The 24,990-nt window shown below is 70.4% G+C and carries 25 protein-coding genes and 1 pseudogene; 9 read left to right on the forward strand and 17 right to left on the reverse strand.

From position 1 onward, the window contains the following. Window position 1: 1 nt before the first annotated feature. Together ACFYXB_RS14065 and ACFYXB_RS14070 are read right to left on the reverse strand one after the other, a co-directional pair. Window positions 2–316, reverse strand: a complete 315-nt coding sequence (locus ACFYXB_RS14065; protein WP_389581536.1) for an ATP-binding cassette domain-containing protein — start codon at window positions 314–316, stop codon at window positions 2–4. Next, a complete protein-coding gene (locus ACFYXB_RS14070; RefSeq protein WP_389581448.1) occupies window positions 204–1,133 on the reverse strand; it encodes an amino acid ABC transporter permease in 930 nt (309 codons plus the stop codon). Before ACFYXB_RS14070 ends, ACFYXB_RS14065 begins: the two co-directional genes overlap by 113 nt. Window positions 1,134–1,587: 454 nt before the next feature. Between ACFYXB_RS14070 and ACFYXB_RS14075 the strand changes: the two genes are divergently transcribed. After that, complete coding sequence (locus tag ACFYXB_RS14075; RefSeq protein ID WP_389581451.1) at window positions 1,588–2,076, forward strand: transporter substrate-binding domain-containing protein; 489 nt, start codon at window positions 1,588–1,590, stop codon at window positions 2,074–2,076. Between the two features lie 3 nt (window positions 2,077–2,079). On the opposite strand, the gene ACFYXB_RS14080 is transcribed toward ACFYXB_RS14075, so the two are convergent. Further along, complete coding sequence (locus ACFYXB_RS14080) at window positions 2,080–3,162, reverse strand: DUF5685 family protein (RefSeq protein ID WP_389581453.1); 1,083 nt, start codon at window positions 3,160–3,162, stop codon at window positions 2,080–2,082. A gap of 312 nt (window positions 3,163–3,474) precedes the next feature. Here ACFYXB_RS14080 and ACFYXB_RS14085 point away from each other — a divergent pair, with 312 nt between their 5' ends. After that, window positions 3,475–3,912 (forward strand): cell division protein SepF, encoded by a 438-nt coding sequence (locus ACFYXB_RS14085; RefSeq protein ID WP_351360584.1) that lies wholly within the window; start codon window positions 3,475–3,477, stop codon window positions 3,910–3,912. A gap of 38 nt (window positions 3,913–3,950) precedes the next feature. On the opposite strand, the gene ACFYXB_RS14090 is transcribed toward ACFYXB_RS14085, so the two are convergent. Both ACFYXB_RS14090 and ACFYXB_RS14095 read right to left on the reverse strand, forming a co-directional pair. Next, the gene (locus tag ACFYXB_RS14090) at window positions 3,951–5,141 is read right to left on the reverse strand and encodes an acyl-CoA dehydrogenase family protein (RefSeq protein ID WP_351360581.1); all 1,191 of its coding nucleotides are present in this window, start codon (window positions 5,139–5,141) and stop codon (window positions 3,951–3,953) included. Between the two features lie 333 nt (window positions 5,142–5,474). Continuing rightward, window positions 5,475–7,076 carry an MFS transporter gene (locus ACFYXB_RS14095; RefSeq protein WP_389581456.1) on the reverse strand — a complete coding sequence of 534 codons (1,602 nt, stop codon included), beginning with the start codon at window positions 7,074–7,076 and terminating at the stop codon, window positions 5,475–5,477. A 262-nt stretch (window positions 7,077–7,338) separates the two neighbouring features. Between ACFYXB_RS14095 and ACFYXB_RS14100 the strand changes: the two genes are divergently transcribed. Continuing rightward, window positions 7,339–8,616: a glycosyltransferase family 39 protein gene (locus ACFYXB_RS14100; RefSeq protein WP_389581459.1), complete on the forward strand. Its 1,278-nt coding sequence runs from the start codon at window positions 7,339–7,341 to the stop codon at window positions 8,614–8,616. Between the two features lie 237 nt (window positions 8,617–8,853). Further along, the gene (locus tag ACFYXB_RS14105) at window positions 8,854–9,876 is read left to right on the forward strand and encodes a phosphatase PAP2 family protein (RefSeq protein ID WP_389581462.1); all 1,023 of its coding nucleotides are present in this window, start codon (window positions 8,854–8,856) and stop codon (window positions 9,874–9,876) included. Between the two features lie 131 nt (window positions 9,877–10,007). On the opposite strand, the gene ACFYXB_RS14110 is transcribed toward ACFYXB_RS14105, so the two are convergent. Continuing rightward, window positions 10,008–10,223: an I78 family peptidase inhibitor gene (locus ACFYXB_RS14110; protein WP_389581464.1), complete on the reverse strand. Its 216-nt coding sequence runs from the start codon at window positions 10,221–10,223 to the stop codon at window positions 10,008–10,010. A gap of 409 nt (window positions 10,224–10,632) precedes the next feature. Here ACFYXB_RS14110 and ctaD point away from each other — a divergent pair. Next, window positions 10,633–12,324 (forward strand): annotated as a pseudogene (ctaD, locus tag ACFYXB_RS14115) (cytochrome c oxidase subunit I); the annotation flags it as partial. Here ctaD and ACFYXB_RS14120 read toward each other — a convergent pair. Together ACFYXB_RS14120 and ACFYXB_RS14125 are read right to left on the reverse strand one after the other, a co-directional pair. Further along, window positions 12,206–13,246 (reverse strand): helix-turn-helix transcriptional regulator, encoded by a 1,041-nt coding sequence (locus ACFYXB_RS14120; protein WP_389581466.1) that lies wholly within the window; start codon window positions 13,244–13,246, stop codon window positions 12,206–12,208. The pseudogene ctaD and the gene ACFYXB_RS14120 overlap by 119 nt on opposite strands. A gap of 116 nt (window positions 13,247–13,362) precedes the next feature. Then, a complete protein-coding gene (locus ACFYXB_RS14125; protein ID WP_389581467.1) occupies window positions 13,363–14,076 on the reverse strand; it encodes a transglycosylase family protein in 714 nt (237 codons plus the stop codon). A 540-nt stretch (window positions 14,077–14,616) separates the two neighbouring features. Between ACFYXB_RS14125 and ACFYXB_RS14130 the strand changes: the two genes are divergently transcribed. Continuing rightward, window positions 14,617–15,402, forward strand: coding sequence for a hypothetical protein (locus tag ACFYXB_RS14130; protein ID WP_389581469.1), 786 nt, complete (start codon window positions 14,617–14,619; stop codon window positions 15,400–15,402). A 171-nt stretch (window positions 15,403–15,573) separates the two neighbouring features. Further along, window positions 15,574–15,990, forward strand: coding sequence for a hypothetical protein (locus tag ACFYXB_RS14135; protein ID WP_389581471.1), 417 nt, complete (start codon window positions 15,574–15,576; stop codon window positions 15,988–15,990). A 61-nt stretch (window positions 15,991–16,051) separates the two neighbouring features. Here ACFYXB_RS14135 and der read toward each other — a convergent pair whose 3' ends face one another. The 6 genes from der to ACFYXB_RS14165 all read right to left on the reverse strand — a co-directional run bounded on the left by der (window position 16,052) and on the right by ACFYXB_RS14165 (window position 21,035). Next, window positions 16,052–17,536 carry a ribosome biogenesis GTPase Der gene (gene der / locus ACFYXB_RS14140; RefSeq protein ID WP_351352991.1) on the reverse strand — a complete coding sequence of 495 codons (1,485 nt, stop codon included), beginning with the start codon at window positions 17,534–17,536 and terminating at the stop codon, window positions 16,052–16,054. A 77-nt stretch (window positions 17,537–17,613) separates the two neighbouring features. Next, window positions 17,614–18,201: a lysophospholipid acyltransferase family protein gene (locus ACFYXB_RS14145; protein WP_389581539.1), complete on the reverse strand. Its 588-nt coding sequence runs from the start codon at window positions 18,199–18,201 to the stop codon at window positions 17,614–17,616. A gap of 59 nt (window positions 18,202–18,260) precedes the next feature. Further along, window positions 18,261–18,947, reverse strand: a complete 687-nt coding sequence (cmk, locus tag ACFYXB_RS14150) for a (d)CMP kinase (protein ID WP_389581473.1) — start codon at window positions 18,945–18,947, stop codon at window positions 18,261–18,263. A gap of 130 nt (window positions 18,948–19,077) precedes the next feature. Continuing rightward, on the reverse strand, window positions 19,078–20,163 hold the full coding sequence (locus tag ACFYXB_RS14155; RefSeq protein WP_389581476.1) for a prephenate dehydrogenase: 1,086 nt from the start codon (window positions 20,161–20,163) through the stop codon (window positions 19,078–19,080). Then, window positions 20,160–20,522: a chorismate mutase gene (aroH, locus tag ACFYXB_RS14160; protein WP_351352982.1), complete on the reverse strand. Its 363-nt coding sequence runs from the start codon at window positions 20,520–20,522 to the stop codon at window positions 20,160–20,162. Before aroH ends, ACFYXB_RS14155 begins: the two co-directional genes overlap by 4 nt. 120 nt (window positions 20,523–20,642) lie before the next feature. Beyond that, on the reverse strand, window positions 20,643–21,035 hold the full coding sequence (locus tag ACFYXB_RS14165; protein ID WP_389581480.1) for a YidB family protein: 393 nt from the start codon (window positions 21,033–21,035) through the stop codon (window positions 20,643–20,645). A gap of 254 nt (window positions 21,036–21,289) precedes the next feature. Between ACFYXB_RS14165 and ACFYXB_RS14170 the strand changes: the two genes are divergently transcribed. Both ACFYXB_RS14170 and ACFYXB_RS14175 read left to right on the forward strand, forming a co-directional pair. Next, entirely contained in the window at window positions 21,290–21,769 is a 480-nt protein-coding gene (locus ACFYXB_RS14170; protein ID WP_389581482.1) for a Rieske (2Fe-2S) protein, read from the forward strand. Between the two features lie 22 nt (window positions 21,770–21,791). Next, on the forward strand, window positions 21,792–22,550 hold the full coding sequence (locus ACFYXB_RS14175) for a DNA polymerase beta superfamily protein (protein WP_388502391.1): 759 nt from the start codon (window positions 21,792–21,794) through the stop codon (window positions 22,548–22,550). Here ACFYXB_RS14175 and ACFYXB_RS14180 read toward each other — a convergent pair. Genes ACFYXB_RS14180 through ACFYXB_RS14190 form a run of 3 tightly spaced genes read right to left on the reverse strand, consistent with a single transcriptional unit; the run spans window position 22,461 to window position 24,976 of the window. Next, window positions 22,461–23,228 carry a DNA polymerase beta superfamily protein gene (locus ACFYXB_RS14180; RefSeq protein WP_351352970.1) on the reverse strand — a complete coding sequence of 256 codons (768 nt, stop codon included), beginning with the start codon at window positions 23,226–23,228 and terminating at the stop codon, window positions 22,461–22,463. The genes ACFYXB_RS14175 and ACFYXB_RS14180 overlap by 90 nt on opposite strands. 3 nt (window positions 23,229–23,231) lie before the next feature. After that, window positions 23,232–24,251, reverse strand: coding sequence for an ADP-ribosylglycohydrolase family protein (locus tag ACFYXB_RS14185; RefSeq protein WP_389581487.1), 1,020 nt, complete (start codon window positions 24,249–24,251; stop codon window positions 23,232–23,234). Next, window positions 24,248–24,976 (reverse strand): NUDIX domain-containing protein, encoded by a 729-nt coding sequence (locus tag ACFYXB_RS14190; protein ID WP_389581489.1) that lies wholly within the window; start codon window positions 24,974–24,976, stop codon window positions 24,248–24,250. The genes ACFYXB_RS14185 and ACFYXB_RS14190 overlap by 4 nt, the downstream gene beginning before the upstream one ends. Window positions 24,977–24,990 lie beyond the last annotated feature (14 nt).

Here is a 24,990-nt window from a genome sequence, read left to right on the forward strand (position 1 = left end):
TTCAGAGAACCTTGGAGAGGAACGCCCGCGTCCGCTCGTGCCGCGGCCGGTCCAGTACGTCACCGGGTGCGCCCTGCTCGACGATCCTTCCGTCGGCCATGAAGACCACCGTGTCGGCGACCTCGCGGGCGAAGCCGATCTCGTGCGTGACGACGATCATCGTGGTGCCCTGGTGGGCCAAGTCCTTGATGACGTCGAGTACTTCACCGACCAGCTCGGGGTCGAGCGCGGAGGTCGGTTCGTCGAACAGCAGCAGCTTCGGCTCCAGGGCGAGGGCCCGCGCTATGGCGACCCGCTGTTGCTGGCCACCGGACAGCTGCCGGGGGTAGGCGTCCGAGCACCGAAGTGACGACGGTGTACCAGAGCGTGGCGACCATCAGCAGCGGGATGACCTGGTAGGTGCGGTGGTAGACGAGCTGCACCGAGAAGAGCAGGTCGCTGACGGCGATGACGCTGACGATGGAGGTGCCCTTGAGGGTGCCGATCAGCATGTTGCCGGCGGGCGGCACGATGGAGCGCATCGCCTGCGGCAGCACGATCCGCCACAGCCGGCGCCACCGGCTCAGCCCGAGTGCCTGCGCGGCCTCGATCTGGCCGCGGTCGACGGAGAGGATGCCACCGCGCACCACCTCGGCGGCGTACGCGGCCTCGTGCAGGGTGAGGCCGACGATCGCGACGGCGACCGGGCTGAGCAGATCGACGGTCCTCACGCCGAAGACGTGCGGGTACAACGCCCCGATGTTGAACCACAGCAGTAGCTGCACCAGGATCGGGATCGACCCGAACAGCCAGACGTACGCCCAACTCACCGCCCGCAGCACGGGGTTGGCGGAGAGCCGGAAGACGGCGAGCAGGGTGCCCAGGGCGAAGCCGAGAACCATGACCACCGCGGTCAGCCACAGCGTGAGCCACAGTCCGCGCAGCATCGAGTCCGAGGTGAAGTAGTCGGCGACGACGTTCCACTGGAACGCCTCGTTGCGCAGGACGGAGTTGACCGCGAATCCGAGCAGGACGAGGACGGCGATGGCGGTCGTCCACTGCCCCAGCCGGCGGTGCGGGACGATCCGGAGGGTGTCCGCGCGCTCGGGTATCTCTGGGGCTGCGGGGACTTTGGCGAGGGTGTCGGATGACATGCGAAGGCTCCGTGGCGTTCGTCGAGCACGGGTGGGTGCCTTCACACGGAGCGCCGCGCGGCGCCGTACGGCCGAGCCCCTCAGCAGGGCCGTCCACCGAGAGTACGTGGGCGTTTCCGCTCGCTGTCAAGGCTGTCCACACTGTGAGCGGTACGTCTCAGGTCAGTTGACGCGGATCCGGAGACCTGTTCCACTTGGCCCATGCATCCACAGCAGTGGCTGGTCACCCGCTCCCACATCGACTTCGGTCGCGTGTGGTCCTGTTCCTGTTGAGCTGACCCACTGCGCGCGCTGCCCACTGCAGGCGCTTCTCTCGTTTTCGCTCGTTCTTCGCATCGCCGCCTTCACACGCGCACCCCTCCCCTCGCGCTCCGCACGCCTCCTGCTCCCAGGAGACAGCTACCCGATGCGTACGCCCACTCGTGCCCGTTATTTTCTTTTTGCACCCTCTGTCATGATCACCTCGGCCGCCCTGCTGCTCACCGGATGTGGCTTCGGGCGACGACTCGTCCGGGGCGGGCGCCGCCGACGTGGCCGCCAGGTCCGACAAGATCCCCACCACGGACGTGGTCTCCGGCATCCCGAAGGACAAGGCGGCCGCCGAACTCCTCTCCCCCCGGGCACGACGCACCTCACCGTCGCGGTCGCTGTCGGCGGCACCCCGCCCGGCACCACCTACCTCGACGACGGCAAGACGCTGACCGGCCAGGACGTCGACTTCACCAAGGCCGTGGCCAACGTCCTCGGCCTCAGGCTCACCGTGGAACAAGCCGGCTTCGAGGCGATCCTGCCCGCGCTCGACAGCGGCAAGTACGACTTCGGCGTGACCGACGAGCGCCGCAAGACGATCGACTTCGTCTACGACAAGATTCTGAGGAAGTGGGGCACGACCGGCTCGGCAATAGCAAAGTCCCAGATCAGCCCACCGGAACTGAAAAACTAAGGCTCACACCCCACAGTCGCAACACTCGCAACATTCACAGCACTCGCAGCACTCACACGCGTCACAGCAGTTGCCGTCACAGTTGCAGCAACCCTCCCGTCGCCGACGAGACCACGGCCCCTCGAACTCATCGGCACAACACACCTTGCACGTACAGCACAGCCCGACGGCAACAGCACACCCCGCCCAGAACCCCCGCTTCTCGAGCCGCGGCGGCTCACCCCCGTAGGGATGCGTGCCGAACGCCCGGTCCACCGACCTCCCCAGCTCATGCGCGAGCAACAGATGCGCCAGCTTGCCGTCGGTGAACTCAACTTCCCGCAACCCCAGCCGAATGCCGCGCAGCGCATCGTCGGCGAGTCGGCGCGCCTCACCGAGGGACGTCCCCGTCGCGGTGAGCGGGTTCCACGCACCCGAGGCGGCGTCAGCTTCCTTGTCCTCCACGGCGTCCAGCAGGTGGGCGAGACGACCGAACAGCCGCCCCACCTCCGCGAGCGGCTCGGCGTTGCCCGGCCGCCCGGCCAGCACCGCGGTGTGCGCGAAGGCGGCGGCCGTCGCGGTCTCGGTCGGCTCTGTGACCGTCAGGATCGGCGTCTCCGGCCCCGCAAGGGCCTCGATGCCGACCTGCCGGTCGACGGCGTCCACGAGAAGCGCCGTGTCGAACCCCACGGCGGAACCGCTCCGCTCGCCCGCCCGGCCCCAGCCGTCCGCGACCCGGCGCGCGGCGAGCGCCACCGGTCTGCGCGCCAGCAGCCCGTCCCCGTCGGCGACATGGTCGCGCACCTTGGCCGAGGCGAGCACCAGCGAGACGGCCGCCGCGAGCCGCGCGCCCTCGCCCTGTGCGACGGACGCGGTGCGCATACCGCGCAACAGACACGGCCCGGCCGTACGCCGCCGCCATCCCGCCCGTTCGGCCTGAGCCTCCATCAGAACCGATATGAGAAGCCCGTCGTAGTTCGTCACGATGCGTGCGAACTGGCCGTGGTCCCCGCGCAGCGCGAGACACAGCCCACACAAATGCGCCATCCACTGGGTCTTGAGATTCTCACCGAGCCGATGGCTGCAGGGCCTGACGATTCCGAACATCACGATCCCCCGTGCTGTGATCCGACGTTGAGCTGCGGCGTCGTATCGACCGACCGTCAGCTCGTATCAATGGTTCCGCTCACCCGGACGCGCCATTCGTCACCCATACGCCGTGAAGAATCATATTTCACTCACAGTCAGCAGCCGTACGTGGTACGACCCTTGGGGGACAAGGGCTCTCGACGGAATGGCTGTGCACCAGTAACGTCACAAACCCCCCGCGCGGCGTCTATCCACTTGGCGCGCAGTCCGCATCATGGATGACCATAGGGGTGCGGAAAGCAAAAAGGACCGCTGTGAGAGGAGGCGTCCATGGGATCGGTACGCAAGGCGAGTGCCTGGCTTGGCCTCGTCGACGACAACGATGACGAGCGCTACTACGACGACGACTACTCCGAAGGGACCGAGCCCAGGGATGCCTGGGTCACGGACCCGCGGGTCAAGGTGGCGTCGGACACCGCCGAGGAGAAGGGCCGCCGCATCGGCACGGTCACCCCGGACAGCTTCCGGGACGCGCGCGCCATCGGCGAACTGTTCCGGGACGGGGTCCCGGTCATCATGAACCTCACCGCCATGGAGGCCGCTGACGCCAAGCGCGTGGTGGACTTCGCGGCCGGGCTCATCTTCGGCCTGCGCGGTTCGATCGAGCGGGTGTCCAACCGGGTGTTCCTGCTGACTCCCGCCGACACCGAGATCATCAGCGGCGACGCGGCCGCGCACCGCTCGGACGGCTTCTTCAACCAGAGCTGAGGCAGGGCCGCTCGCCGGCCCTGCCTCGCTTCTGGGGGTCAGCGGAAGGCGTCGAGCCCGGTGAGCGCCTTGCCCAGCACGAGCTGGTGCATCTCGACGGTCCCCTCGTAGGTGAGCACCGACTCGAGGTTGGTCGCGTGCCGCATCACGGGGTACTCGAGCGAGATCCCGTTGGCACCGAGGATCGTCCGCGCCGTGCGGCAGATCTCGATGGCCTCCCGTACGTTGTTGAGCTTGCCGAAGCTGACCTGCTCGGGACGCAGTCGGCCGGCGTCCATACGCCGCCCCAGGTGATGGGCGAGCAGAATCCCCTTGTGCAGTTCGACCGCCATGTCGGCGAGTTTGGCCTGGGTGAGCTGGAAGCCCCCGATGGGCCGACCGAACTGCTCCCGAGTCTTCGCGTACTCGACGGCCGCCTCGAAGCTGCTGCGGGCCGCGCCCATGGCGCCCCAGACAATGCCGTAGCGGGCGTGGGACAGACAGCTGAGCGGGCCGCGGAGTCCTGTGACGCCGGGGAGTACGGCGTCGGCAGGCAGCCGTACGTCATCCAGGACCAGCTCGCTGGTGACGCTGGCGCGCAGGGACCACTTGTGCTTGATCTCCGGCGCGGAGAAGCCGGGGGTGTCGGTGGGTACGGCGAACCCGCGGATCCCGTCGTCGGTCTGCGCCCAGACGACGGCGACGCCGGCGACGGAACCGTTGGTGATCCACATCTTGCGGCCGTTGAGGACCCAGTCGGTGCCGTCGCGCTTGGCATGGGTGCGCATGTTGGCGGGGTCGGAGCCGTGGTCGGGCTCGGTGAGCCCGAAGCAGCCGATGACGTCGCCGGCGGCCATGCGGGGCAGCCAGTGCTGCTTCTGTTCCTCGCTGCCGAAGCGGTGGATGGCATACATGGCGAGGGAGCCCTGTACGGAGACGAGGGACCTGATGCCGGAGTCCGCGGCCTCGAGTTCGAGGCAGGCGAGGCCGTACTGTACGGCGGAGGCGCCGGCGCAGCCGTAGCCCGTGAGGGACATGCCGAGGGCGCCGATGTCGCCGAGTTCACGGGCGAGTTCTCTGATGCCGGGCAGTTCGCCGTTCTCGTACCACTCGGCGATGTACGGCAGGACGCGGTCCGTCGCCCAGGTCCGCACGGTGTCGCGGATGGCGAGGTCCTCGGGGGCCAGGAGGTCGTCGAGGCCGAGGGGGTCGGCCGGGTCGAACGGGGGTGGCTTCTGGGACGCGGACATGGGGACCCTCCGGCTCCGGCGAGCTAAAACTAGCGGCGCTAGGTACGGCGCGGGGCTGAGGCTACGGGGCGCTGCGCTGTGCGTCCACCCCACTCTCCCACCCCGCCCGCCCGTGATCGCCAGCCGAGAGGCTGGACTTTCCCGTGGGGGTTGCTCGTCGTCGGCAGCTGCGGGACGTTCCCTCGTCGGCGGCGAGCCGTTGGGTGTGCGCTCGGCTTCGGGGCCGCTAGTGGCCACCCGCGACCGGTGGCCGCCGACGGCGATGTAGCCCCACGGGAAAGCTCGGCCTCCTGGCCAAGTCGTACGAGTGGTGCGTGGGTGGGCAGAGGTCGGTTACACCGAGACCCGCGGCCTCGAGGGTTCCCGGGGTGACGGCAGCTCCAGCGGAGCGTCCTCGCACTGCATCACCCGCGGCAGCCGCAGCGCCATCACCGCCCCGAGCAACAACAACCCCGCGCTCACCAGCAACGTGACATGGAGTCCGTGCACGAAGGAATCCCGCGCCGCCCTGCGCAGCGCAGCGCCGGGCGCCCCGCCGAGCCGCGCAGCCACCTCGTACGCCTCGCCCAGCGAATGCCCCGCCGACGCCGACGCCGATGCCGGAACGCCGGGCACGGACGTGAGTCCAGGCGCGTAGGCCGCGTTCATCACGCTTCCGAGGAGCGCGATGCCGATTCCGGCGCCGAGTTGGTACGACGTCTCCCCGATCGCCGCGGCCCCGCCCGACTGTTCGGCCGGTGCCTCGCTCAGCATCGACTCGTACGCGCCGAAGAGCGTCGTCTCCAGGCCGAACCCCAGCAGCACGAACCCGAACAGCAGCAGCCCCGCGTTGTCGTCCCCGCCCATCGCGGTCAGCGTCAGCACCGCCACCGCGGTCAGAGAGAAGCCGAAGCACACCATCCGGCGCGGGCCCAGGCGGCGCAGCATTCGCGCACCCGCCAGCCCCGACGCCATCGCCGCGATCGTCAGCGGCAGCAGGCGCAGGCCCGTCCCCAGGGGGGACAGGCCCAGCACCAGTTGCAGGTACTGTGCCGCGATCAGCTCCAGGCCGACCAGCGCCAGCATCGCCAGCACGATGCACCCCACCGACGTACTGAACGCCCGTCGTCCGAACATCCGCAGGTCCACCAGGGGGTACGGCCGCCGCCGTTGACGCCGTACGAACAACACCAGCAGCAGCGCGCCCAGAAGCAGCGGCACCAGCGTGAACGCGTTGAACACCGGCTCCCCGCCGCCGAGCCGCTTCACACCCAACACCACCCCGAACAGCCCGGCCGCCGCCATCAGCGCGCCGACCACGTCCCAGGGTCCGTTGCGCTCGCCCCGCGACTCGGGCAGCAGCAGCCGCCCGACCGGCAGGCTGACCAGCATCAGCGGGATGTTGACGAGGAAGACCGCGCCCCACCAGAAGTGTTCGAGGAGGAATCCGCCGAGCAGGGGGCCGACGGCCGCGCCCACCGCGGCGACCGCGCTCCAGATGCCGATCGCCAGCGCGCGCTCCCGCCGGTCGGGGAAGACCTGTCGCAGGATCGACAACGTCGCGGGCATGATCATCGCGCCGCCGACACCGAGCAGCGCCCGCGCCAGGATCAGCACCTCGGCGCTCGGCGCGAAGGCCGCCACGGCGGACGCGACGCCGAACAGGGCGTAACCGAGCAGGAGGACACGTCTGCGGCCGACGCGGTCGCCCAGCGTGCCGAACAGGATCAGCAGCGAGGCGCAGACCAGCGGATAGACGTCGACGATCCAGAGCAGCTCTATGGCACCGGGCCTGAGGTCCTCGGTGACGGCGGGCACCGCCACGTGCAGCACGGTCGCGTCAACGGCGACGAGCAGCAGACTGACGCAGAGGACGACGAGGACCACCCAGCGGTTGGTCCCGGCCCCGGCCGCCCGACGGCGCAGCGCAGCGGAGGCCGTGGTCGTCCCGGACATGTACGTACCTCCCAGAAGTTCCCTCGCGTGCGGCGGCTCGGCGGGGTGGGGACGCCCCGTCGTTCGGCCGGAGAGGAGCGGGGTCTCCGGCGTCGTTCGAGACGAACGCGAGTGACACGTCAATGTACGCGAGTTCGTTCCGCCCGCACGTGGCGGACCTCTCACACTCCCCACGGAACTCATGTGGCGTACGCCACTCCTCCATGTCTTGACCACGCCATGGCGAACCAGCCGGTTCCGAGCACCGTCGATAATCGAGCCCGTGACCGATCTTGCGACGCGCGTGGCGCCGTCCCACGCCACCCCTCTGCGCCGGGCGGCCCCGGCCCTCCTCGGGTACGCCGCCGTCCGCGCCCTGGGCCTGGTGGTGCTGGCGGTGTGGAGCGCGGCGCGCGGCACGAGTGCGCACACGCTGCTGACCGCCCGCTGGGACGCGCTGTGGTACACCCGGGTCGCCGGTCTCGGGTACGGCTACGAGGTGCGCCTGCCGAACGGCGACATCCACTCCAACCTCGCCTTCTTCCCGCTGCTGCCCTGGCTCGAGCGGCTGCTGCACGCGCTCACGCCACTGTCGTACGCCGACGCCGGCTTCGTCGTGAGCCTGCTCGCCTCGCTCGCGGCGGCCTGGGGGATCTTCGCGGTCGCGGACCACGTGTACGGGGGCCGGGTCGGCGTCTGCGCGGTCCTGCTGTGGGCCGTACTGCCCGTCGGGATCGTGCAGTCGATGGCGTACAGCGAGTCGCTGTTCACGGCGCTCGCCGCCTGGTCGCTGTACGCGGTGCTGACCGGCCGCTGGGTGAGTGCGGGTGCGCTGGCCGCGCTGGCGGGCCTGACCCGGCCGGTGGGGCTCGCCGTCGTGGCGGCGGTGTGGGTGTCGGGCATTGCCCCGTTCGTGCGAGATCGGCGCACACTCGCATCGCACGGCGCGCGGGACGGCGAACGCGCCCCCGATGCGGCAAGCGCCGCCCACGCCCGGCGCGTTCCGGCAACGGACGGCGCGCGCGGCGAAACACGCGCCCCTTCCGTCACTCTCGGCGCATCCGGTCGGCGCCGCGCCCTCGGCATGCTCATCGCCCCCCTCGGCGCCGCCTCCTATGTCCTGTGGGTCGGCCATCGCACCGGCAAAGGCCCACTGGGTTATCTCGACGTGCAGGCGGGCTGGCGCAACGGCTTCGACGGCGGGTACGCCTTCGCCCGGTTTGTCGCCGACAAGTTCACGTCATTTCCGTCGGCCCTCGCCGGACTGGGGCTGATCATCGGTGTGGGACTGGTGATCTGGCTGTACGTGATCGGCGCACGGCAGCGTCAGCCGCTTCCGCTGCTGGTGTACACAGGTGTCGTCGTCGCTCTCGCCCTGTGCGCGTCAAGCTACTTCGGCTCCAAGCCGCGACTGCTGCAGCCCGCCTTCCCGCTGCTGCTGCCCCTCGCACTCGCCCTGGCCCGGCTGCGCACCTCACGAACGGCCCTGGTCACGGTCGGTGTGGCGGTCGCGTCGGCGGTGTACGGCGCGTTCTGGCTGAATGGCTCCGGTCCACCGTGAGCCCCCTGTACTGCCGGTGAGCGACGGGAGAATTCCACCCCATGTTCCGGTGAACGAATTCATAAGCGCGCTATAACGAACACCCGGCATGATCAAAGGAATTGAAGGGCGCGCCCGCCACGGATTGCGGAATCATGAGAAATTGGAGACCTCCTGAGAGGTTTCCCACATCACATCGTCATCACAAAGCCGGTGATTCGACCGGTTCATGAGCTCACTCGCTGTAACGTCGATTGGGTGCGTACCGAACGAAACCTCGCCCGTCTGGACCGGGTGTTCGTCAGGCTTGACCGTGAGCCGGAACGACCGGCCGACATCGATGTGCCGAAGATGAGCCGACACCGGGTCGTTCTGTTCTCCGGGACCCTGGCTTTCTACTTGGCGATCGTGTGGGCCGTGGTGACCACTTCCTGGCTGGTCCGGCTCGACTGGCAGGTCATGTTCTTCCGCCCCTACCAGCAATGGCCGGAGATCCACGCCTTCCTCGACTACTACGTGGTGCTCGGCCAGCGCGGCCCCACCGCCGTGATGGTCGCGGCCTGGCTGGGCTGGCGCTCCTGGCGGCAGCACACACTCCGCCCGATGCTGACCCTCGGCGCCTCCCTGCTGCTGCTGAACATCACGGTCGGTGCCGCCAAGCTCGGCATGGGCCGGCTCGGACCGCACTACGCCACCGTGATCGGCTCGAACGAGATGGGTCTGGGCGGCGATATATTTCCCAGCGGCCACACCGCCAACGCGGTGGTCACCTGGGGCATTCTGGCCTATCTGGCCTCCAGCCCCGCGGCGCGCCGCTGGCTGTCCGCGGTGTCGGCGGTGACCTCGCTCGGCGTCGGCCTCACCACCGTCTACCTCGGTACGCACTGGCTGAGCGACGTGCTCCTCGGCTGGGCCGCGGGTCTGCTGATCCTGCTGGCGCTGCCGTGGTTCGAGCCGCTGATCGCCAAGGCCGAGATCGCGCTCTTCGACCTGCGCGACCACTGGCGCTCCCGCCGCGGTCGTACGGTGCCCGTACCCGCCGTACCGGTCACGCCCGTTGTGCTCCAGCCGCGCACCACGCACGCCGACGGGGCGGCACCGGCCCGCGAGCCGGTCTCCTCGGTCCGCTCGCCCCGGGCGCCGATCCACCTGGCGCCGGGCCCGCACACCGCCCGCTCGGAGCGCACGCCGGTCACCCCAGCGGGCAGCCGCCGCCCCCCGCACTCGGACCGCGCCCCGCGCGGCACAGCCCCGACGGCCCGCCCCCTGACGGGCGGCTGACGCGGTCACATCAGCGGGGCCGGTACGCACAGACCACCCCGCGAACGTTCGAAGGCCCGGTCCTGGATTCAGGACCGGGCCTTCGCCGTTGTAGGCGTACGACGGGGTACGGGTCGTACGTGGGGGGCGGCTCAGCCCTTCCAGGCGCGGGCCACGCTGCCGTTCCGCACCTCGAAGTTCAGCCGCCCCACGCGGTACTCCATGGTGATGATCGCGCCCGGCGGCAGCGACCGTACCGTCGACCATCCGCGCTCCCGCGCGAGCCGCTCGGCGTGCGCCGCGTCGAGGCCGACGTACCCGTCCGGACTGTCCTGCGGCTCCGGCGGCGGAGTGGGAATCTGTGCCATGCGGCCACGCTAGGCCCTCTTGGGCGAGGGGGGAAGGCAAAGCCGTGGCGGCCGGTCCCGTATGCCTCTCCGGTCACACTTCTGTCACAGGATCACGACATGCGTTTTGGTCGAACTCCGTCACACGACCGGGCGGTTCCGTACGCCTTACCGGCGCATTCGAACGTAGTTTTCGCGTGTTGCGACGCCCCTTCGAAAAGCCCGCTGGAAAGTTCCGGGAGTGCCGCCCGGGGAGGGCCGAGCGACCGCATTCCCGGGCCGAATCCAACGGAAAGCCCGGGAACTGACGTCGCATAAGAATTCACCGCGTCGACACAGAACCCCCGTATGCCCCCTGTCGGGCCCACCGAGAGGCGAGCATCATGGCTGCGGCGGGCCCGGGCGCGACGACCGAAGGGGCGAGCGAGCGATGGGGACCGAGACCGTAGGGACGGCGGTGCGGCCCGTGCCGCGTCCGCGGGGCGGGCGGCTGGTGGTGGACTGGCTCACCACCACCGACCACAAGAAGATCGGCCATCTCTATCTGATCACGTCGTTCGGCTTCTTCCTGGTCGGCGGCGTCATGGCGCTGCTGATGCGGGCCGAACTCGCCCGTCCCGGGCTGCAGATCGTCGACAACAACCAGTTCAACCAGCTGTTCACAATGCACGGCACGATCATGCTGCTGCTGTTCGCGACCCCGAGCTTCGCGGGGTTCGCCAACGAGCTGATGCCGCTGCAGATCGGCGCCCCCGACGTCGCCTTCCCTCGGTTGAACATGCTGTCGTACTGGTTCTTCCTGTTCGGCGGTCTGATCGTGCTCGGCTCGCTCGCCGTGCCCGAGGGACCCGCCGCCTTCGGCTGGTTCGCCTACGCGCCGCTCAACAACGCCGTGCACTCCCCCGGCGTCGGACCCGACCTGTGGATCATGGGGCTCGCGCTGGCCGGCTTCGGGACGATCCTGGGCGCGGTCAACTTCATCACGACGATCATCGGGATGCGCGCGCCCGGCATGACGATGTTCCGGATGCCGATCTTCACCTGGAACACGTTGTTCACGTCGGTCCTGATCCTGATGGCGTTCCCGGTGCTCGCGGCGGCCCTGCTGGTGCTCGAGGCGGACCGGCGGTTCGGCTCCCAGGTGTTCGAGGCCGCCAACGGCGGTGCGCTGCTGTGGCAGCACCTGTTCTGGTTCTTCGGCCATCCCGAGGTGTACATCATCGCGCTGCCGTTCTTCGGGATCATCACGGAGATCATCCCGGTGTTCAGCCGCAAGCCGATCTTCGGCTACCTGACGCTGGTCGCCGCGACGATGACGATCACCGGTCTGTCGATCGTGGTGTGGGCGCACCATATGTTCGCCACGGGTGCGGTGTTGCTGCCGTACTTCTCCTTCATGTCGTTCCTGATCTCGGTGCCGACGGGCGTGAAGTTCTTCAACTGGACCGGGACCATGCTGAAGGGTTCGCTGTCCTTCGAGACGCCGATGCTGTGGGCGAGCGGCTTCCTGGTGACGTTCCTGTTCGGCGGGCTGACCGGGGTGATCCTCGCGTCACCGCCGATGGACTTCCACGTCACGGACTCGTACTTCGTCGTGGCGCACTTCCACTACGTCGTGTTCGGCACCGTCGTCTTCGCGATCTTCGGCGGCTTCTACTTCTGGTGGCCGAAGTTCACGGGGAAGATGCTCGACGAACGGCTCGGGAAGATCCAGTTCTGGACACTGTTCGTGGGTTTCCACACCACGTTCCTGGTGCAGCACTGGCTGGGCGCGGAGGGCATGCCGCGCCGCTACGCCGACTATCTGGCCGCCGACGGCTTCACGGCGCTGAACACCGTCTCGACGATCGGCGCCTTCCTGCTCGGCCTGTCGACGCTGCCGTTCGTCTACAACGTCTGGAAGACCGCCAAGTACGCCGAGAAGGTCGAGGTCGACGACCCCTGGGGCTACGGGCGTTCCCTGGAGTGGGCGACCTCGTGCCCGCCGCCGCGGCACAACTTCATCACGCTGCCCCGGATCCGTTCCGAGGCCCCCGCGTTCGATCTGCATCATCCCGAGTACGCGGCCCTGGAGAGCGAACATCCCGCTCCAGCGCCCGGGACAGCCGGTCCCGGGCCGACCGGATCGCCTCGGTGAGCTCCGAGGGCTCCACCACTTCGAACTCGAAGCCCATCATCATGACGTGGATCACCAGCACGTCGAGCCCGTGCGCCCCGGTGTGCAGCAGACAGGCGTCGTCGCCGTCGGGCTCCAGCGTGCCCGCGGAGGGCGAGATGCGTTCGACGGCCTCGTGCAGGGGCACCAGCAGCCGGACGACGCCGTGGTCGCTGTACGCGCGCGTGGAGACGCCCTTGGATACATAGGCGGCGAGGTCGTCGGCGGGCGGCTCGCGCGGGGTGAAGCGAGGGCCGTGCGGGGGCGTGGGGGTGATGCGGTCGGCCCGGAAGGTACGCCAGTCCTCGCGGTCGGTGTCCCAGGCGACCAGATACCAGCGGCGCTCGGTGCACACCAGACGGTGCGGTTCGACGGTGCGGCGCGTGGTCGTACCGTCGTGGCCGCGGTACTCGAAGCGCAGGCGTTCCGCGTCCCGGCACAGATGGGCGAGTTCCGTCAGGACGGCGGGGTCGACGGGTGAGGGCAGCGGTCCGCGCAGCATCGGCACGGTGAAGGCGTTGAGGGCGGCCACGCGGCGGCGCAGCCGGTGCGGAAGCACGTGCTCCAGCTTGGCCAGGGCGCGTACGGAGGTCTCGCCGATGCCCTCGATGCCCTGCCCGGCGGCGGTGCGCAGGCCCACGGCGACGGCGACCGCCTCGTCGTCGTCCAGGAGCAGCGGCGGCAGTTCGGCGCCGGCGCCCAGCTGGTAGCCGCCGCCGGTGCCGGGGCTGGCGTTGACGGGGTAGCCGAGTTCGCGCAGCCGGTCCACGTCCCGGCGTACGGTGCGCGGCGTGACGCCGAGCCGGTCGGCCAGTTCGGCCCCGGACCACTCGCGGTGGGCCTGGAGGAGCGAGAGCAGGCGCAGCAGTCGTGCCGAGGTCTCCAGCATGAGACCGAGTCTGCCAGCAGTTGCAGACAGCGGCTGTCCTGAACTATCAGGAACGGGCCGGCCCCGCCCGGTCGGGTGACCGGGCGGGGCCGCGTGCCCGGGACAGGGAGAGCGGCTCAGAGCGCGAGGCGCTGTCCGGGCACGATCAGGTCGGGATCACCGCCGATGACGGCCTTGTTGGCGGCGTAGATCCGCTGCCAGGTGGTCCCGTGCCGGGCTGCGATGCCGCTCAGGGTGTCGCCCGTCCGCACGGTGTAGTCGCCGCGGGACGAGCCCCGGGTGGTGTGCCCCGTCGTACGCTCCGGCGCCTTGGCCGGCTTCCGTGGGGTCGCCTTGGTGGTGTTCGTGGTGCTCTTGGGGCTCGCGGTCTTCTTGCCCGCCGTACCGGACGTGGCCGCCGCCGGTGCGGCGCCGTACGCTCCGGCCCGTGCCGAGCAGACCGGCCAGGCGCCCCACCCCTGCGCCTGCTGGACCTTGGTGGCGACGGCGATCTGCTCGGTCCTGCCGGCCCGGTCGGCCCTCGGCGCGTACGCCGTGCCCCCGTACGCGCGCCAGGTGCCGGCGGAGAACTGGAGTCCGCCGTAGTAGCCGTTGCCGGTGTTGATGTGCCAGTTGCCGCCGCTCTCGCACTGGGCGATGCGGTCCCACACTCCGTTGTCGGCCGCCGCGGCGTTGCCGGTCGCGGCCAGCAGTCCGAGCGGGGCGAGCAGCGCCGCGCCGGCGAGGACCGCCGTCGTACGCGCCTTGCGGGCGCCGTCGTGGCGCGCGCTTTCACGGGTGGTGTGTGTGATGTCGGTGGTGGCGGCGTACGTATCGGCACATTCAGACATGTAATTCCCTCTCCACTGACCCGGGATCCCCCAGACCGGAACGCGGGCGCCGCGTATGGACGCGGTGCGTCGCGCTCCTGCCCGTCCGCCTGAGCCGGTGCTGCGTTGGTGCTTGCCTGGTGCGGCCGGCGGACGTACCCGAGCGGTGCTCGTTGCACACGGCGGAGGAATGTAGGGAGCCGAGCGGGTCGATTTCAACCAACTCCCTGTCATTCCAGGCCAGTTCGCAGTTACCCCGGGTATCAGCGATTTTCGGCCACCCATTTCATTCGCCGATTTCAGGATTTGTCGACCAACCGCTCAGTCGATCTGTGACTCACTTCACCGGCCCAATTTCCTTTGCTTTTCAAAGAGTTGACATGGAGTGTCCGATTCCGTACCAGCCGTGACGCTGTGCGGTGGATGGTTCGATTCCGTTCGCCCCCGGGCGTGACTCCCGCCACAGATCACCCGTTGTCTTCTTCATGAGCCCGGAACCCCCGGGGCTCATTGGGCCGGGAGCCACCTGGTCGCACCGCACCGCATCCCGAGGGAGCCACCGTGCCGCGCATGCTCGACGTCAGTGACGCCGTACGCGCCGAGATCGGCGACGAAGAAGCCGACCGGCTGCTCGCCGGAGAGAACGCCCCGGGCAGTTACGACTGCACGTCCTGTCGCACCCCGGGCGACTCCGAGCAGGAGCGCACCAGCACCGTCCTGTTCATCGGGGACGAGACCGCCGTCCTCGCCTTCGCCCACGCCGGCTGCCTGCCCTCACAGGTCGTCCAGGTCACCGAGGAGCAACTGCGGGGCGCCGTCCGCTCCATCAACGGCGACAGCGCCTCCGCCGGCGCCGCGCACCAGCCCGCACCCGAGCAGGCCGTCCTCGGGGTGACCAGCGGACTCGTCCTGATCGCCGGGGAGTTGCACCCGGCACTCGTCGTGGAGCCGACCGCGCCGATCGTGCGCCCCGGCACGACCGGGGCCGGTGACGACTTCCTGCCGCTGCTCATCGAGCAGGGGTTCATGCCGATGACCGAGCTGAGCACGGTGCCGCCGGTGCTGCACGGCTGGTCGGTGCTGCTCGCCGTGGGCCAGCTGCACGCGGTCCTGCAGCCCGGCGGCAACGGCGGGCAGCCGGTCGCCTGGTGGCAGGCCCACCAGCCGCTCCAGGTGACGGACAGCTGGCGCGCCGCGGCCAACAAGCACCAGCAGGTCCTCATGTTCGCGGCGCCGGTCGGGTCCATCGGACGCCAGCCGCGGGAGGATCTGCTGCGGGACGCGCTCGACAAGGCGGCGGCGAACGGGAAGCTGGTGGCCGCGACGTTGCCGTTGGCGGGGACGTGAGCGCCTGATCGGCGTCGGCCTGGGGGCGCGTCGGCGGGTGCGGGCACGTTCCGGTTGCTCGCGCCCACGCGGCGGAGCCGCACGTCAGAAACGGCCCCGCGCCCCTGCGGGGCGCTACTGGCGGGCGCCATGCGCCCGCATCTCTTCACGTATCGGGTCGTTTGGACATACGTGCACGCATACGACGTTTCTCCCCGCCGCCCGTCCTTCACCACCATCCCGTCCGCTCGGGTCGGACTGGACTCCCTGAGTGGGCCATCGGCCACGCCGATCTACGACACGCTCTATGCGGAGTGGGTCAAAGCCTTCCGGACACTGCCGGGTGACCGCACCGGCGAGGAGGAACTGGGGTTCGTGGCCTTCGGGTTCGCCCCGCACAGCACCGGGACGCACGACACGGGCGTGTACGGCTCGACGTCGTACGGGTCGAGTTCGTACAGCGCTTACAGCGCGGGCGCGTACAGCGCCCGGCACGGCACCGGTCAGCAGCAGGTGCAGTGGCAGCGCGTGGGCTCGCTCGGGCGGCAGGACACCGGGATGCACCATGTTCCGGCGGCCCTGCCGCCCGGCCCGCGGCGGGGCATCTGACGTACGGCACGAAAGGGGCGGCCCCTGGCACACAGGGGCCGCCCCTTCGTCTCTGCTACCGCTACTTCTTCTTCGCGCCGCGCTTCTCGCGCACCCGCACCGAGATATGGATCGGCGTCCCCTCGAAGCCGAACTCCTCGCGCAGCCGGCGCTCGATGAAGCGCCGGTAGCCCGCCTCGATGAAGCCGGAGGCGAACAGCACGAAGCGCGGGGGCTTGGTGCCGGCCTGGGTGCCGAACAGGATGCGCGGCTGCTTGCCGCCCCGGACAGGGTGCGGGTGGGCCGAGACCAGCTCGCCGAGGAAGGCGTTCAGCCGGCCGGTCGGGACCCGGGTCTCCCAGCCCGCCAGGGCCGTCTCGATCGCGGGGACCAGCTTCTCCATGTGGCGGCCGGTGTGCGCGGAGACGTTGACGCGGGGCGCCCAGGCGACCTGGCCGAACTCGGTCTCGATCTCCCGCTCGAGGTAGTAACGGCGCTCCTCGTCGAGGGTGTCCCACTTGTTGTAGGCGATGACCATCGCGCGGCCTGCATCGACGGCCATCGTGACGATGCGCTGGTCCTGCACCGAGATGTTCTCGGAGGCGTCGATGAGAATGACGGCCACCTCGGCCTTCTCGACGGCGGCCGCGGTGCGCAGCGAGGCGTAGTAGTCGGCGCCCTGCTGGAGGTGGACGCGCTTGCGGATACCGGCGGTGTCGACGAACTTCCAGGTCACGCCGCCGAGTTCGATGAGCTCGTCGACCGGGTCACGGGTGGTGCCCGCGATTTCGTTGACAACGACCCGCTCCTCGCCGGCCACCTTGTTCAGGAGGGACGACTTGCCGACGTTCGGGCGGCCGATCAGCGCGATGCGGCGCGGGCCGCCGACTCCGGTGCCGCCGAAGGTCTGTTCGGGCGCGGTCGGCAGCACCTCCAGTACGGCGTCCAGCATGTCGCCGGTGCCTCGGCCGTGCAGCGCCGAGACCGGGTGCGGCTCGCCGAGGCCGAGGGACCAGAGGTAGGCCGCGTCCGCCTCGCCGCTCGGGCCGTCGACCTTGTTGGCGGCCAGCACGACCGGCTTGCCGGCCTTGCGCAGCAGCCGTACGACCGCCTCGTCGGTGTCGGTGGCGCCGACCTTGGCGTCGACGACGAAGACCACCGCGTCGGCGGCCTCGATCGCGTACTCGGCCTGCGCGGCCACGGAGGCGTCGATGCCGAGGACGTCCTGCTCCCAGCCGCCGGTGTCGACGACCTTGAAGCGGCGGCCCGCCCACTCGGCCTCGTAGGTCACGCGGTCGCGGGTGACGCCGGGCTTGTCCTCCACGACCGCCTCGCGGCGGCCGATGATCCGGTTGACGAGAGTCGACTTGCCGACGTTGGGGCGGCCGACGACGGCGAGCACGGGCAGCGGACCGTGGCCCGCCGCCTCGATGGCGCCCTCGACGTCCTCGATGTCGAAGCCCTCTTCGGTGGCGAGCTCCATGAAGTCCGCGTACTCGGCGTCGCCGAGCGCCCCGTGGTCGTACTCGTGCTCGGCCGAGCCGTCGGGCTGGATCTGGTCGTTCATGAAGTCCGTACCTCTGCGTTCATCGTGGTGATCGGTGGAACCCCGTATTCACGGGCGGCCCACTACTCGAGTCTCGCCTAGCGCCCAGTGAGGCGCCTGGCGTCTTCCAGGTGGCTGGTGAGCTGCTTCTGGATGCGCTCGGTCGCCTCGTCGAGCGCCTTGCGCGTACGGCGCCCGGAGCCGTCGTCCGCCTGGAACGGGTCACCGAAGACGACGTCGACGCGCGAGCGCAGCGGCGGGAGCGCCTTTATCAACCGTCCCGGCTTGTGGGAGCTTCCCAGCACGGCGACGGGGACGATCGGAGCCCCGCTGCGCACCGCGAAGTAGGCGAGTCCGGCGCGCAGCGAGGCGAAGTCGCCCTCGCCGCGGGTGCCCTCGGGGAAGATGCCGAGCACTCCCCCGGCCTGCAGCACGCCGAGCGCCCGGGTGATCGCCGTACGGTCGGTGGTGTGGCGGTCCACCTCCAGCTGGCCGATGCCCCGCAGGAACGGGTCCAGCGGGCCGACGAACGCCTCCTTCTTGATCAGGAAGTGCGTCGGCCGGGGCGACACGCCCATGACCATCGGGCCGTCGATGTTGTGGGAGTGGTTCACGGCGAGGATCGCCGGGCCACTCGCGGGCACCTTCCAGGCGCCGAGTACGCGCGGCCTCCACAGCCCGTACATCAGGCCGACGCCGATGCGCCGCCCGACCTCGGCGCCCCGCTCCGACGCGACAGGCTCGGTCACTTCGCCGCCCGCTTCTCCTCGACGAGGCTGACGACGCACTCGATGACCTGCGCAAGCGTGAGGTCGGTGGTGTCCACCTCGACCGCGTCGTCCGCCTTGGCGAGCGGCGAGGTCTTGCGGGAGGAGTCGGCCGCGTCGCGCTTGATCAGCGCCTCGCGGGTGGCGTGGACGTCGGAGCCCTTGAGCTCACCGCTGCGGCGGGCGGCGCGGGCCTCCGGGGAGGCGGTGAGGAAGATCTTCAGGTCGGCGTCCGGCAGCACGGTGGTGCCGATGTCCCGGCCCTCGACGACGATGCCGGTCCCGGCCGAGGAGGCCAGCCGACGCTGCAGCTCCGTGATCCGGGTGCGCACCTCGGGCACCGCGCTGACCGCGCTGACGTGGGAGGTGACCTCCTGGGTGCGGATCGGGGCGGCGACGTCGCTGCCGTCGACGGTGATCGTCGGGGCGGCCGGGTCGGTGCCCGAGACGATCTCCGGCTTGCCCGCCACGGCGGCGATCGCGGTCGGGTCGTCCAGGTCGATCGCGTTGTTCACCATCCACCAGGTGATCGCCCGGTACTGGGCGCCGGTGTCCAGGTAGCTGAGGCCGAGCTGCGCGGCGACGGCCTTCGACGTGCTCGACTTGCCGGTGCCGGAGGGGCCGTCTATGGCGACAATCACGGGTCGGGCGGCGCCGTTTTCCACGGAGGGACACCTTCCTGGTGTGCGGTGGCGGGAGTGGGTGGGGCGCGATGGTGCCCTGCACAAGGTTACTGGCTCCGGGTGACGCTTCTGTCCCGGTGGGGCGGCCGGCCCTCCTGGCCCGCGCTCCCGCCTACTGCCGCAAAGCCCACCCGCGCTCCCGAAGCGCGGCCGACAGCACCGGAACCGCCTTCGGCTCCACCATCAGCTGCACCAGACCGGCCTGCTGCCCCGTCGCGTGCTCGATCCGCACGTCCTCGATGTTGACCCCGGCCATCCCCGCGTCCGCGAAGATCCGGGCCAGCTGCCCCGGCTGGTCGTCGATCAGCACCGCGACGGTCTCGTAGACCCGCGGCGCGGACCCGTGCTTGCCGGGCACCCGGACCTGCCCCGCGTTGCCGCGCCGCAGCATGGTCTCGATGCCGGTGCTGCCCTCCTGCCGCTTGGCCTCGTCGGAGGACTGCAGGGCGCGCAGGGCGCGGACGGTCTCGTCGAGGTCGGCGGAGACGTCCGCGAGGAGGTCGGCGACCGGCCCCGGGTTCGCGGAGAGGATGTCGATCCACATCTGGGGGTCGGACGCGGCGATCCGGGTCACGTCGCGGATGCCCTGCCCGGACAGCCGTACGGCCGCCTCCTCGGCGTGCTCCAGGCGGGCGGCGACCATGCTGGAGACCAGGTGGGGCATGTGGGAGACCAGGGCCACCGCGCGGTCGTGAGCGTCGGCGTCCATGACGACCGGTACGGCCCGGCAGTGCGAGACCAGTTCCAGGGCGAGGTTCAGCACCTCGGTGTCGGTGTCCCGGGTGGGTGTCAGCACCCAGGGGCGGCCCTCGAAGAGGTCGCCGCTGGCAGCCAGCGGGCCGGACTTCTCGCGGCCCGACATGGGGTGGGTGCCGATGTACGCGGAGAGGTCCAGGCCCAGGGCCTCCAGTTCGCGGCGCGGGCCGCCCTTGACGCTGGCCACGTCGATGTAGCCGCGGGCCACGCCGCGGCGCATGGCGTCCGCGAGGACGGCGGCCACGTGTGCGGGCGGGGCGGCGACGATCGCCAGGTCGACGGGGCCTTCCGGCGCCTCGTCCGTGCCGGCGCCGAGCGCCGCCGCCGTACGGGCCTGCTGCGGGTCGTGGTCGTCGAGGTGGACGACCACGCCGCGCTGGGACAGGGCGAGGGCGGCGGAGGTGCCGATGAGGCCGGTGCCGATGACGAGTGCGGTCCTCACTGGGCGATGTCCTTGCGCAGCGCGGCCGCGGCACCGAGGTAGACATGGACGATGTCGGCGCGGGGCCGGTCCGACTCGATGTGCGCGAGGACGCGGACCACGCGGGGCATGGCGCCCTCGATGTCGAGTTCCTGGGCGCAGATCAGGGGGACATCGACGATGCCGAGCTTGCGGGCCGCGGCGGCCGGGAAGTCGCTGTGCAGGTCCGGGGTGGCCGTGAACCAGATGCTGATCAGGTCGTCGGCGGTCAGCCCGTTGCGCTCCAGGACGGCCATGAGCAGGGTCCCTACCTGCTCGTCCATGTGACCGGCCTCGTCCCGTTCCAGCTGGACGGCCCCCCGGACCGCTCGTACCGCCACGGTGCTGCTCCTTGCTGAGGTGCTTGTCGGCTCTTGTCCGTCCAGCCTAGTCAGCCCTCGTCCCTACGGTGCGCGGCGCCCGCCCGCTGAGACGTCGGGCGGGCGCGCGGGAGGGGCACCTCACAGGGACTGCTGCTTGATGAGGTCCTCCAGGGAGGTGTCCGAGGGCACCTGGCCGACCGGGGTCAGCGCGTCGGCGGCCCGGTCCGGTGTGACTCCGGCCGGCTGGGCGACGTGCTTGATGGTCTCGTCGGGCAGCGCCTGCTGGATCTGGGCGCCGGTCACGGACTGGTTCCGCCCGGTGCCGACCCAGGAGTCCTGCTGCTCGGCCAGCCCGGACTTGGCGAGCATGTCGATCAGTCCGCCGAGCGGATTGGAGGCGCCGCCGCTCTGGGCGTGGCTCATCGCGGAGAGCAGCTCGCCCAAAATACTGCCGGTGGAGCCGCCGGCCTGACCGCCGCGGCCGAGGAGACCGCCGAGCAGACCGCCGAGATCGTTACCCGCCATCGTCATGCCTTTCGAGTACGGCCGGGGGCTGGTCCGGCTCCGGCCTCGAACCCTGCCAATGTCACCCGGATCACCCTTTTCCGCTACCTGGGGTGAGCGCGTCGGCACGCGCGTGCGTTGCGCCGCCTGACGTATGGAATACACGTTTGGAATGCACGTATTAGTGCACTTCGCCCTTGATTGCCCAGACTTCGGTGGCTTCGGTGCCAGGATGCTGGTGCTCCGCTCGGAGCGATTTCCCCGGCATTGGGAGTTTCGACATGACGGACAGTGCGACGCGACGCGGCGTCCTCGCCACGGGAGCGGCGGCACTCGCCGTGGGCTGCGTGAGCTGCGGCAACGACAGCGGCGGCCAGGCGACGGACAGTGTCAAGGAGACAGAGAGCGCAAGAGAAACCGAAGGCGTCACGGAGAAGGCATCGGCCGCGGCGGCCCCGAGCATGGCCCCCGCCGGGCAGCACCTGGCGCGGACGAGTGATGTGCCGGTCGGCGGCGGCAAGGTCTTCGTGGCCGAGCAGGTCGTGGTGACGCAGCCGGTGAAGGGCGAGTTCAAGGCCTTCTCGGCGATCTGCACCCACCAGAACTGCACAGTGGCCACCGTGGCGAACGGCATGATCAACTGCCCGTGCCACAGCAGTATGTTCCATGTGGCCGACGGCTCGGTGGCCCACGGCCCGGCGATGCAGCCGCTGGCGCCGGCGCACATCACAGTGGACGGAAATTCGATCCGCCTGACGTGAGCGGGCTCGTACGCTCGCGGGCATGCACCCCCACGACCTGGTACGCGACCACACGATCTACGCGTGCGTGATGGGGTCGCGCGCCTTCGGTCTGGCGACGGACGGCAGCGACACCGACCGGCGTGGCGTCTTCCTCGCCCCGACGCCCTTGTTCTGGCGGTTCGAGAAGCCGCCGACGCATGTGGAGGGACCGGCCGAGGAACAGTTCGGCTGGGAGCTGGAGCGCTTTTGCGCGCTGGCCCTGCGCGCCAACCCGAACATTCTGGAGTGCCTGCACTCGCCCCTGGTGGAGCACATCGACGACACGGGCCACGAACTGCTGTCCCTGCGCGGGGCGTTCCTCTCCCGGCAGGTGTACGACACGTTCACGCGCTATGCGCTCGGCCAGCGCAGGAAGCTCGACGCCGACGTCCGTACGCACGGTGCGCCGCGCTGGAAGCACGCCATGCATCTGCTGCGGCTGCTGATGAGCGCCCGGGATCTGCTGAGCACGGGCGAGCTGCGCATCGACGTGGGCGACCGGCGGGAGGCGCTGCTGGAGGTGAAGCGGGGCGACATCCCGTGGCCTGAGGTCGAGGCGCGGATGACCCGGCTGGCCGAGGAGACCGAACGGGCGTCCCGGCGCTCCCCGCTCCCGCCGGAGCCGGACCACGCGCGCGTGGAGGACTTCCTGGTCCGGGTCCGCCGCGCCTCAGCCCTGCGGGCGCAGGCTGTCGAGCCGGACGCGTACGACGAAGTCGTGCAGGGCGTCGTACGCGGTGGGGGCGTCGGGCAGGGCTGAGGCGCCCTGGGCCTCGTCGAGCACGGCGTGCAGCCGCTCCACGTCGGCCTCCACGCGCGCGTGGTCGACATCGGCGGCGTCGTGCTCGCGCCGCGCCTTGGCGGCGATCAGGTCCCGCAGATACGCGGGGGCCGCGTCCGACTCCGCGACGAGCGTGGGCAGATGGGCCTGCACCTGGCCGCTGTGCATCAGATGGATGCCGGTGAGCAGCACGCGGAAGGTGTACAGCAGCGGCTTGAGCTCGCCGGTCTTCTCGAACAGCCGCCACTGCGTCACCGCGAATCCCCTGTAGTGGTGTGCGTGGTGGCTGGTGACGACGCCCGGGGCCAGTGCCGCCAGTTCGCGGTGTGCGTCGCCGGTGTGCACGACCAGGGGCGAGAGGAGCTGCTCGAGGACATAACCGTTGCGCCGCAGCATCAGCCGTACGAACTTGCGCAGGTCGTGGGTGACGAGGTCCATCTCGACGCCGTGCCGCGTCCAGGCCCTGGACCGGGTCTCCTCCGGCTCGCGCAGGCCCAACAGCTCGGCGGCGGGCAGCAGATGGACACCGCGCAGGTCCAGGTCGGAGTCCTCGGACGGGAAGCCGTACAGGTGCGCGCCGGAGACGGTCGCGAAGAGGACGGGGTGCGGCTGCTCGGCGATGACCGGGGTCAGGTCGGTGTCGAGAGGGTCGATCATGGGCTAAGCGTCCCAGAGCGCTCCGAGCGTCATCAGGTCGCCCTGGTACTCGATGCGGTCCGCCCACGGCGTCGGCCAGGCATCCGCGCCCAGGTGCGCGCCCGCGAAGGCGCCGGTCAGACAGGCGATGGAGTCCGAGTCGCCGGAGCTGCAGGCGGCGCGGCGCAGGGCGGTGACCGGTTCGTCGACGAACAGCAGGAAGCACAGCAGGCCGCTCGCCAGGGCCTCCTCGGCGATCCAGCCCTCGCCGGTGGCCAGGCAGGGGTCGGTCTCCGGCGAGGGTGCGCGCAGGGCGTCCTGGAGGCGGTCCAGGGCCGCAAGGCAGTCGTCCCAGCCGCGGGCGATGAACCGCTCGGGCGTGGGGTCGTCGGCGCGGGTCCACAGGTCGCCGAGCCACTCGTGGTGGTAGCGGCCGCGGTTGTCGTAGGCGTACGAGCGAAGCTGTCCGACGAGGCCGGTCGGCTCGGCGCCCTGGGCGAGCAGCCGTACGGCGTGGGCGGTGAGGTCGGAGGCGGCCAGGGCGGTGGGGTGCCCGTGGGTGAGCGCGGACTGCAACTGGGCGGCGCCCGCGCGCTGTTCTTCGCTCAGGCCGGGGGTGAGGCCGATGGGCGCCACGCGCATGTTGGCGCCGCAGCCCTTGGAGCCGATCTGGCTGGCGTCCTGCCAGGCCCGGCCCTCCTCCTTCAGCAGGCTGCACGCTTTGAGGCAGGTGCGGCCCGGGGCCCGGTTGTTCTCCGGCGACTGGTACCAGTCCACGAACTCCTCGCGCACCGGCCGCTCCAGCCGTTTCGGCGCGAGCACGCCCCGGTCCATGGCCGTCCTGAGCCCACGTCCGAGCGCCAGCGTCATCTGGGTGTCGTCGGAGACCACGGCGGGCTTCGGCAACTCCATCTCCCGCCACGGACCGAACTTGGCGAGGATGGACGGCACGTCGTTGAACTCGGTGGGGAAGCCGAGCGCGTCGCCGAGGGCGAGGCCCAGCAGGGAGCCGGTGGCGGCGAGCTTGTTCACCGTGGTGGTCATGCGGGACGTCCTTCCCGGGACGGTCGGAGCAGAGGTGGGTACAGGGTGGTGGCGGTGCCCGCGCGGTAGAGCGCGGCGGGTTTGCCGCGGCCGCCGGTGAGCCGGGCGGCGCCGGGGACAGGTTCGACGAAGCCGGGGGTGGCGAGCACCTTGCGCCGGAAGTTGGGCCGGTCGAGGGGGGTGCCCCACACGGTTTCGTAGACCTGCTGCAGCTCGCCGAGGGTGAACTCGGGCGGGCAGAAGGCGGTGGCGAGACAGGTGTACTCGAGGCGGGCGCCGACGCGGTCGTGGGCGTCGGCCAGGATCCGGTCATGGTCGAAGGCGAGTGGCTTCGCCGTGTCGTACGGCAGCCAGCGCGCCTGGGCCGCGTCACTGCCGGCGTGCGGTTCGGGCGGGTTGGGCAGCAGCGCGGTGTAGGCGACCGAGACGACGCGCATCCGGGGGTCGCGGCCGGGCTCGCTGTAGGTGCGCAGCTGCTCCAGGTGCAGCTCGCGGACGTCCGACAGGCCGGTCTCCTCGGCGAGTTCACGCCGGGCGGCCGTATCGGCGGACTCGTCCGGCAGCACGAAGCCACCGGGCAGCGCCCAGTGGCCGGCGTACGGCTCCTGTCCGCGCTCGACGAGCAGCACGTGCAGGGCGCCCGCGCGCAGGGTGAGGACGGCGAGGTCGACGGTGACGGCGAAGGGTTCGAAGGCGTACTTGTCGTAGCCCGATGGCGTGGTCATGCCCACTCGCCCCC

Source organism: Streptomyces sp. NPDC002619 (genome assembly GCF_042889305.1).
Lineage (GTDB): Bacteria > Actinomycetota > Actinomycetes > Streptomycetales > Streptomycetaceae > Streptomyces.

Coding starts and splice junctions, on each gene's coding strand:
- ACFYXB_RS14070 (WP_389581448.1), bottom strand. CDS start 1,133: ATGTCATCCGACACCCTCGCCAAAGTCCCCGCAGCCCCAGAGATACCC.
- ACFYXB_RS14075 (WP_389581451.1), top strand. CDS start 1,588: ATGATCACCTCGGCCGCCCTGCTGCTCACCGGATGTGGCTTCGGGCGA.
- ACFYXB_RS14080 (WP_389581453.1), bottom strand. CDS start 3,162: ATGTTCGGAATCGTCAGGCCCTGCAGCCATCGGCTCGGTGAGAATCTC.
- ACFYXB_RS14085 (WP_351360584.1), top strand. CDS start 3,475: ATGGGATCGGTACGCAAGGCGAGTGCCTGGCTTGGCCTCGTCGACGAC.
- ACFYXB_RS14090 (WP_351360581.1), bottom strand. CDS start 5,141: ATGTCCGCGTCCCAGAAGCCACCCCCGTTCGACCCGGCCGACCCCCTC.
- ACFYXB_RS14095 (WP_389581456.1), bottom strand. CDS start 7,076: ATGTCCGGGACGACCACGGCCTCCGCTGCGCTGCGCCGTCGGGCGGCC.
- ACFYXB_RS14110 (WP_389581464.1), bottom strand. CDS start 10,223: ATGGCACAGATTCCCACTCCGCCGCCGGAGCCGCAGGACAGTCCGGAC.
- ACFYXB_RS14120 (WP_389581466.1), bottom strand. CDS start 13,246: ATGCTGGAGACCTCGGCACGACTGCTGCGCCTGCTCTCGCTCCTCCAG.
- ACFYXB_RS14125 (WP_389581467.1), bottom strand. CDS start 14,076: ATGTCTGAATGTGCCGATACGTACGCCGCCACCACCGACATCACACAC.
- der (WP_351352991.1), bottom strand. CDS start 17,536: ATGAACGACCAGATCCAGCCCGACGGCTCGGCCGAGCACGAGTACGAC.
- ACFYXB_RS14145 (WP_389581539.1), bottom strand. CDS start 18,201: ATGTACGGGCTGTGGAGGCCGCGCGTACTCGGCGCCTGGAAGGTGCCC.
- ACFYXB_RS14165 (WP_389581480.1), bottom strand. CDS start 21,035: ATGACGATGGCGGGTAACGATCTCGGCGGTCTGCTCGGCGGTCTCCTC.
- ACFYXB_RS14170 (WP_389581482.1), top strand. CDS start 21,290: ATGACGGACAGTGCGACGCGACGCGGCGTCCTCGCCACGGGAGCGGCG.
- ACFYXB_RS14175 (WP_388502391.1), top strand. CDS start 21,792: ATGCACCCCCACGACCTGGTACGCGACCACACGATCTACGCGTGCGTG.
- ACFYXB_RS14180 (WP_351352970.1), bottom strand. CDS start 23,228: ATGATCGACCCTCTCGACACCGACCTGACCCCGGTCATCGCCGAGCAG.
- ACFYXB_RS14185 (WP_389581487.1), bottom strand. CDS start 24,251: ATGACCACCACGGTGAACAAGCTCGCCGCCACCGGCTCCCTGCTGGGC.
- ACFYXB_RS14190 (WP_389581489.1), bottom strand. CDS start 24,976: ATGACCACGCCATCGGGCTACGACAAGTACGCCTTCGAACCCTTCGCC.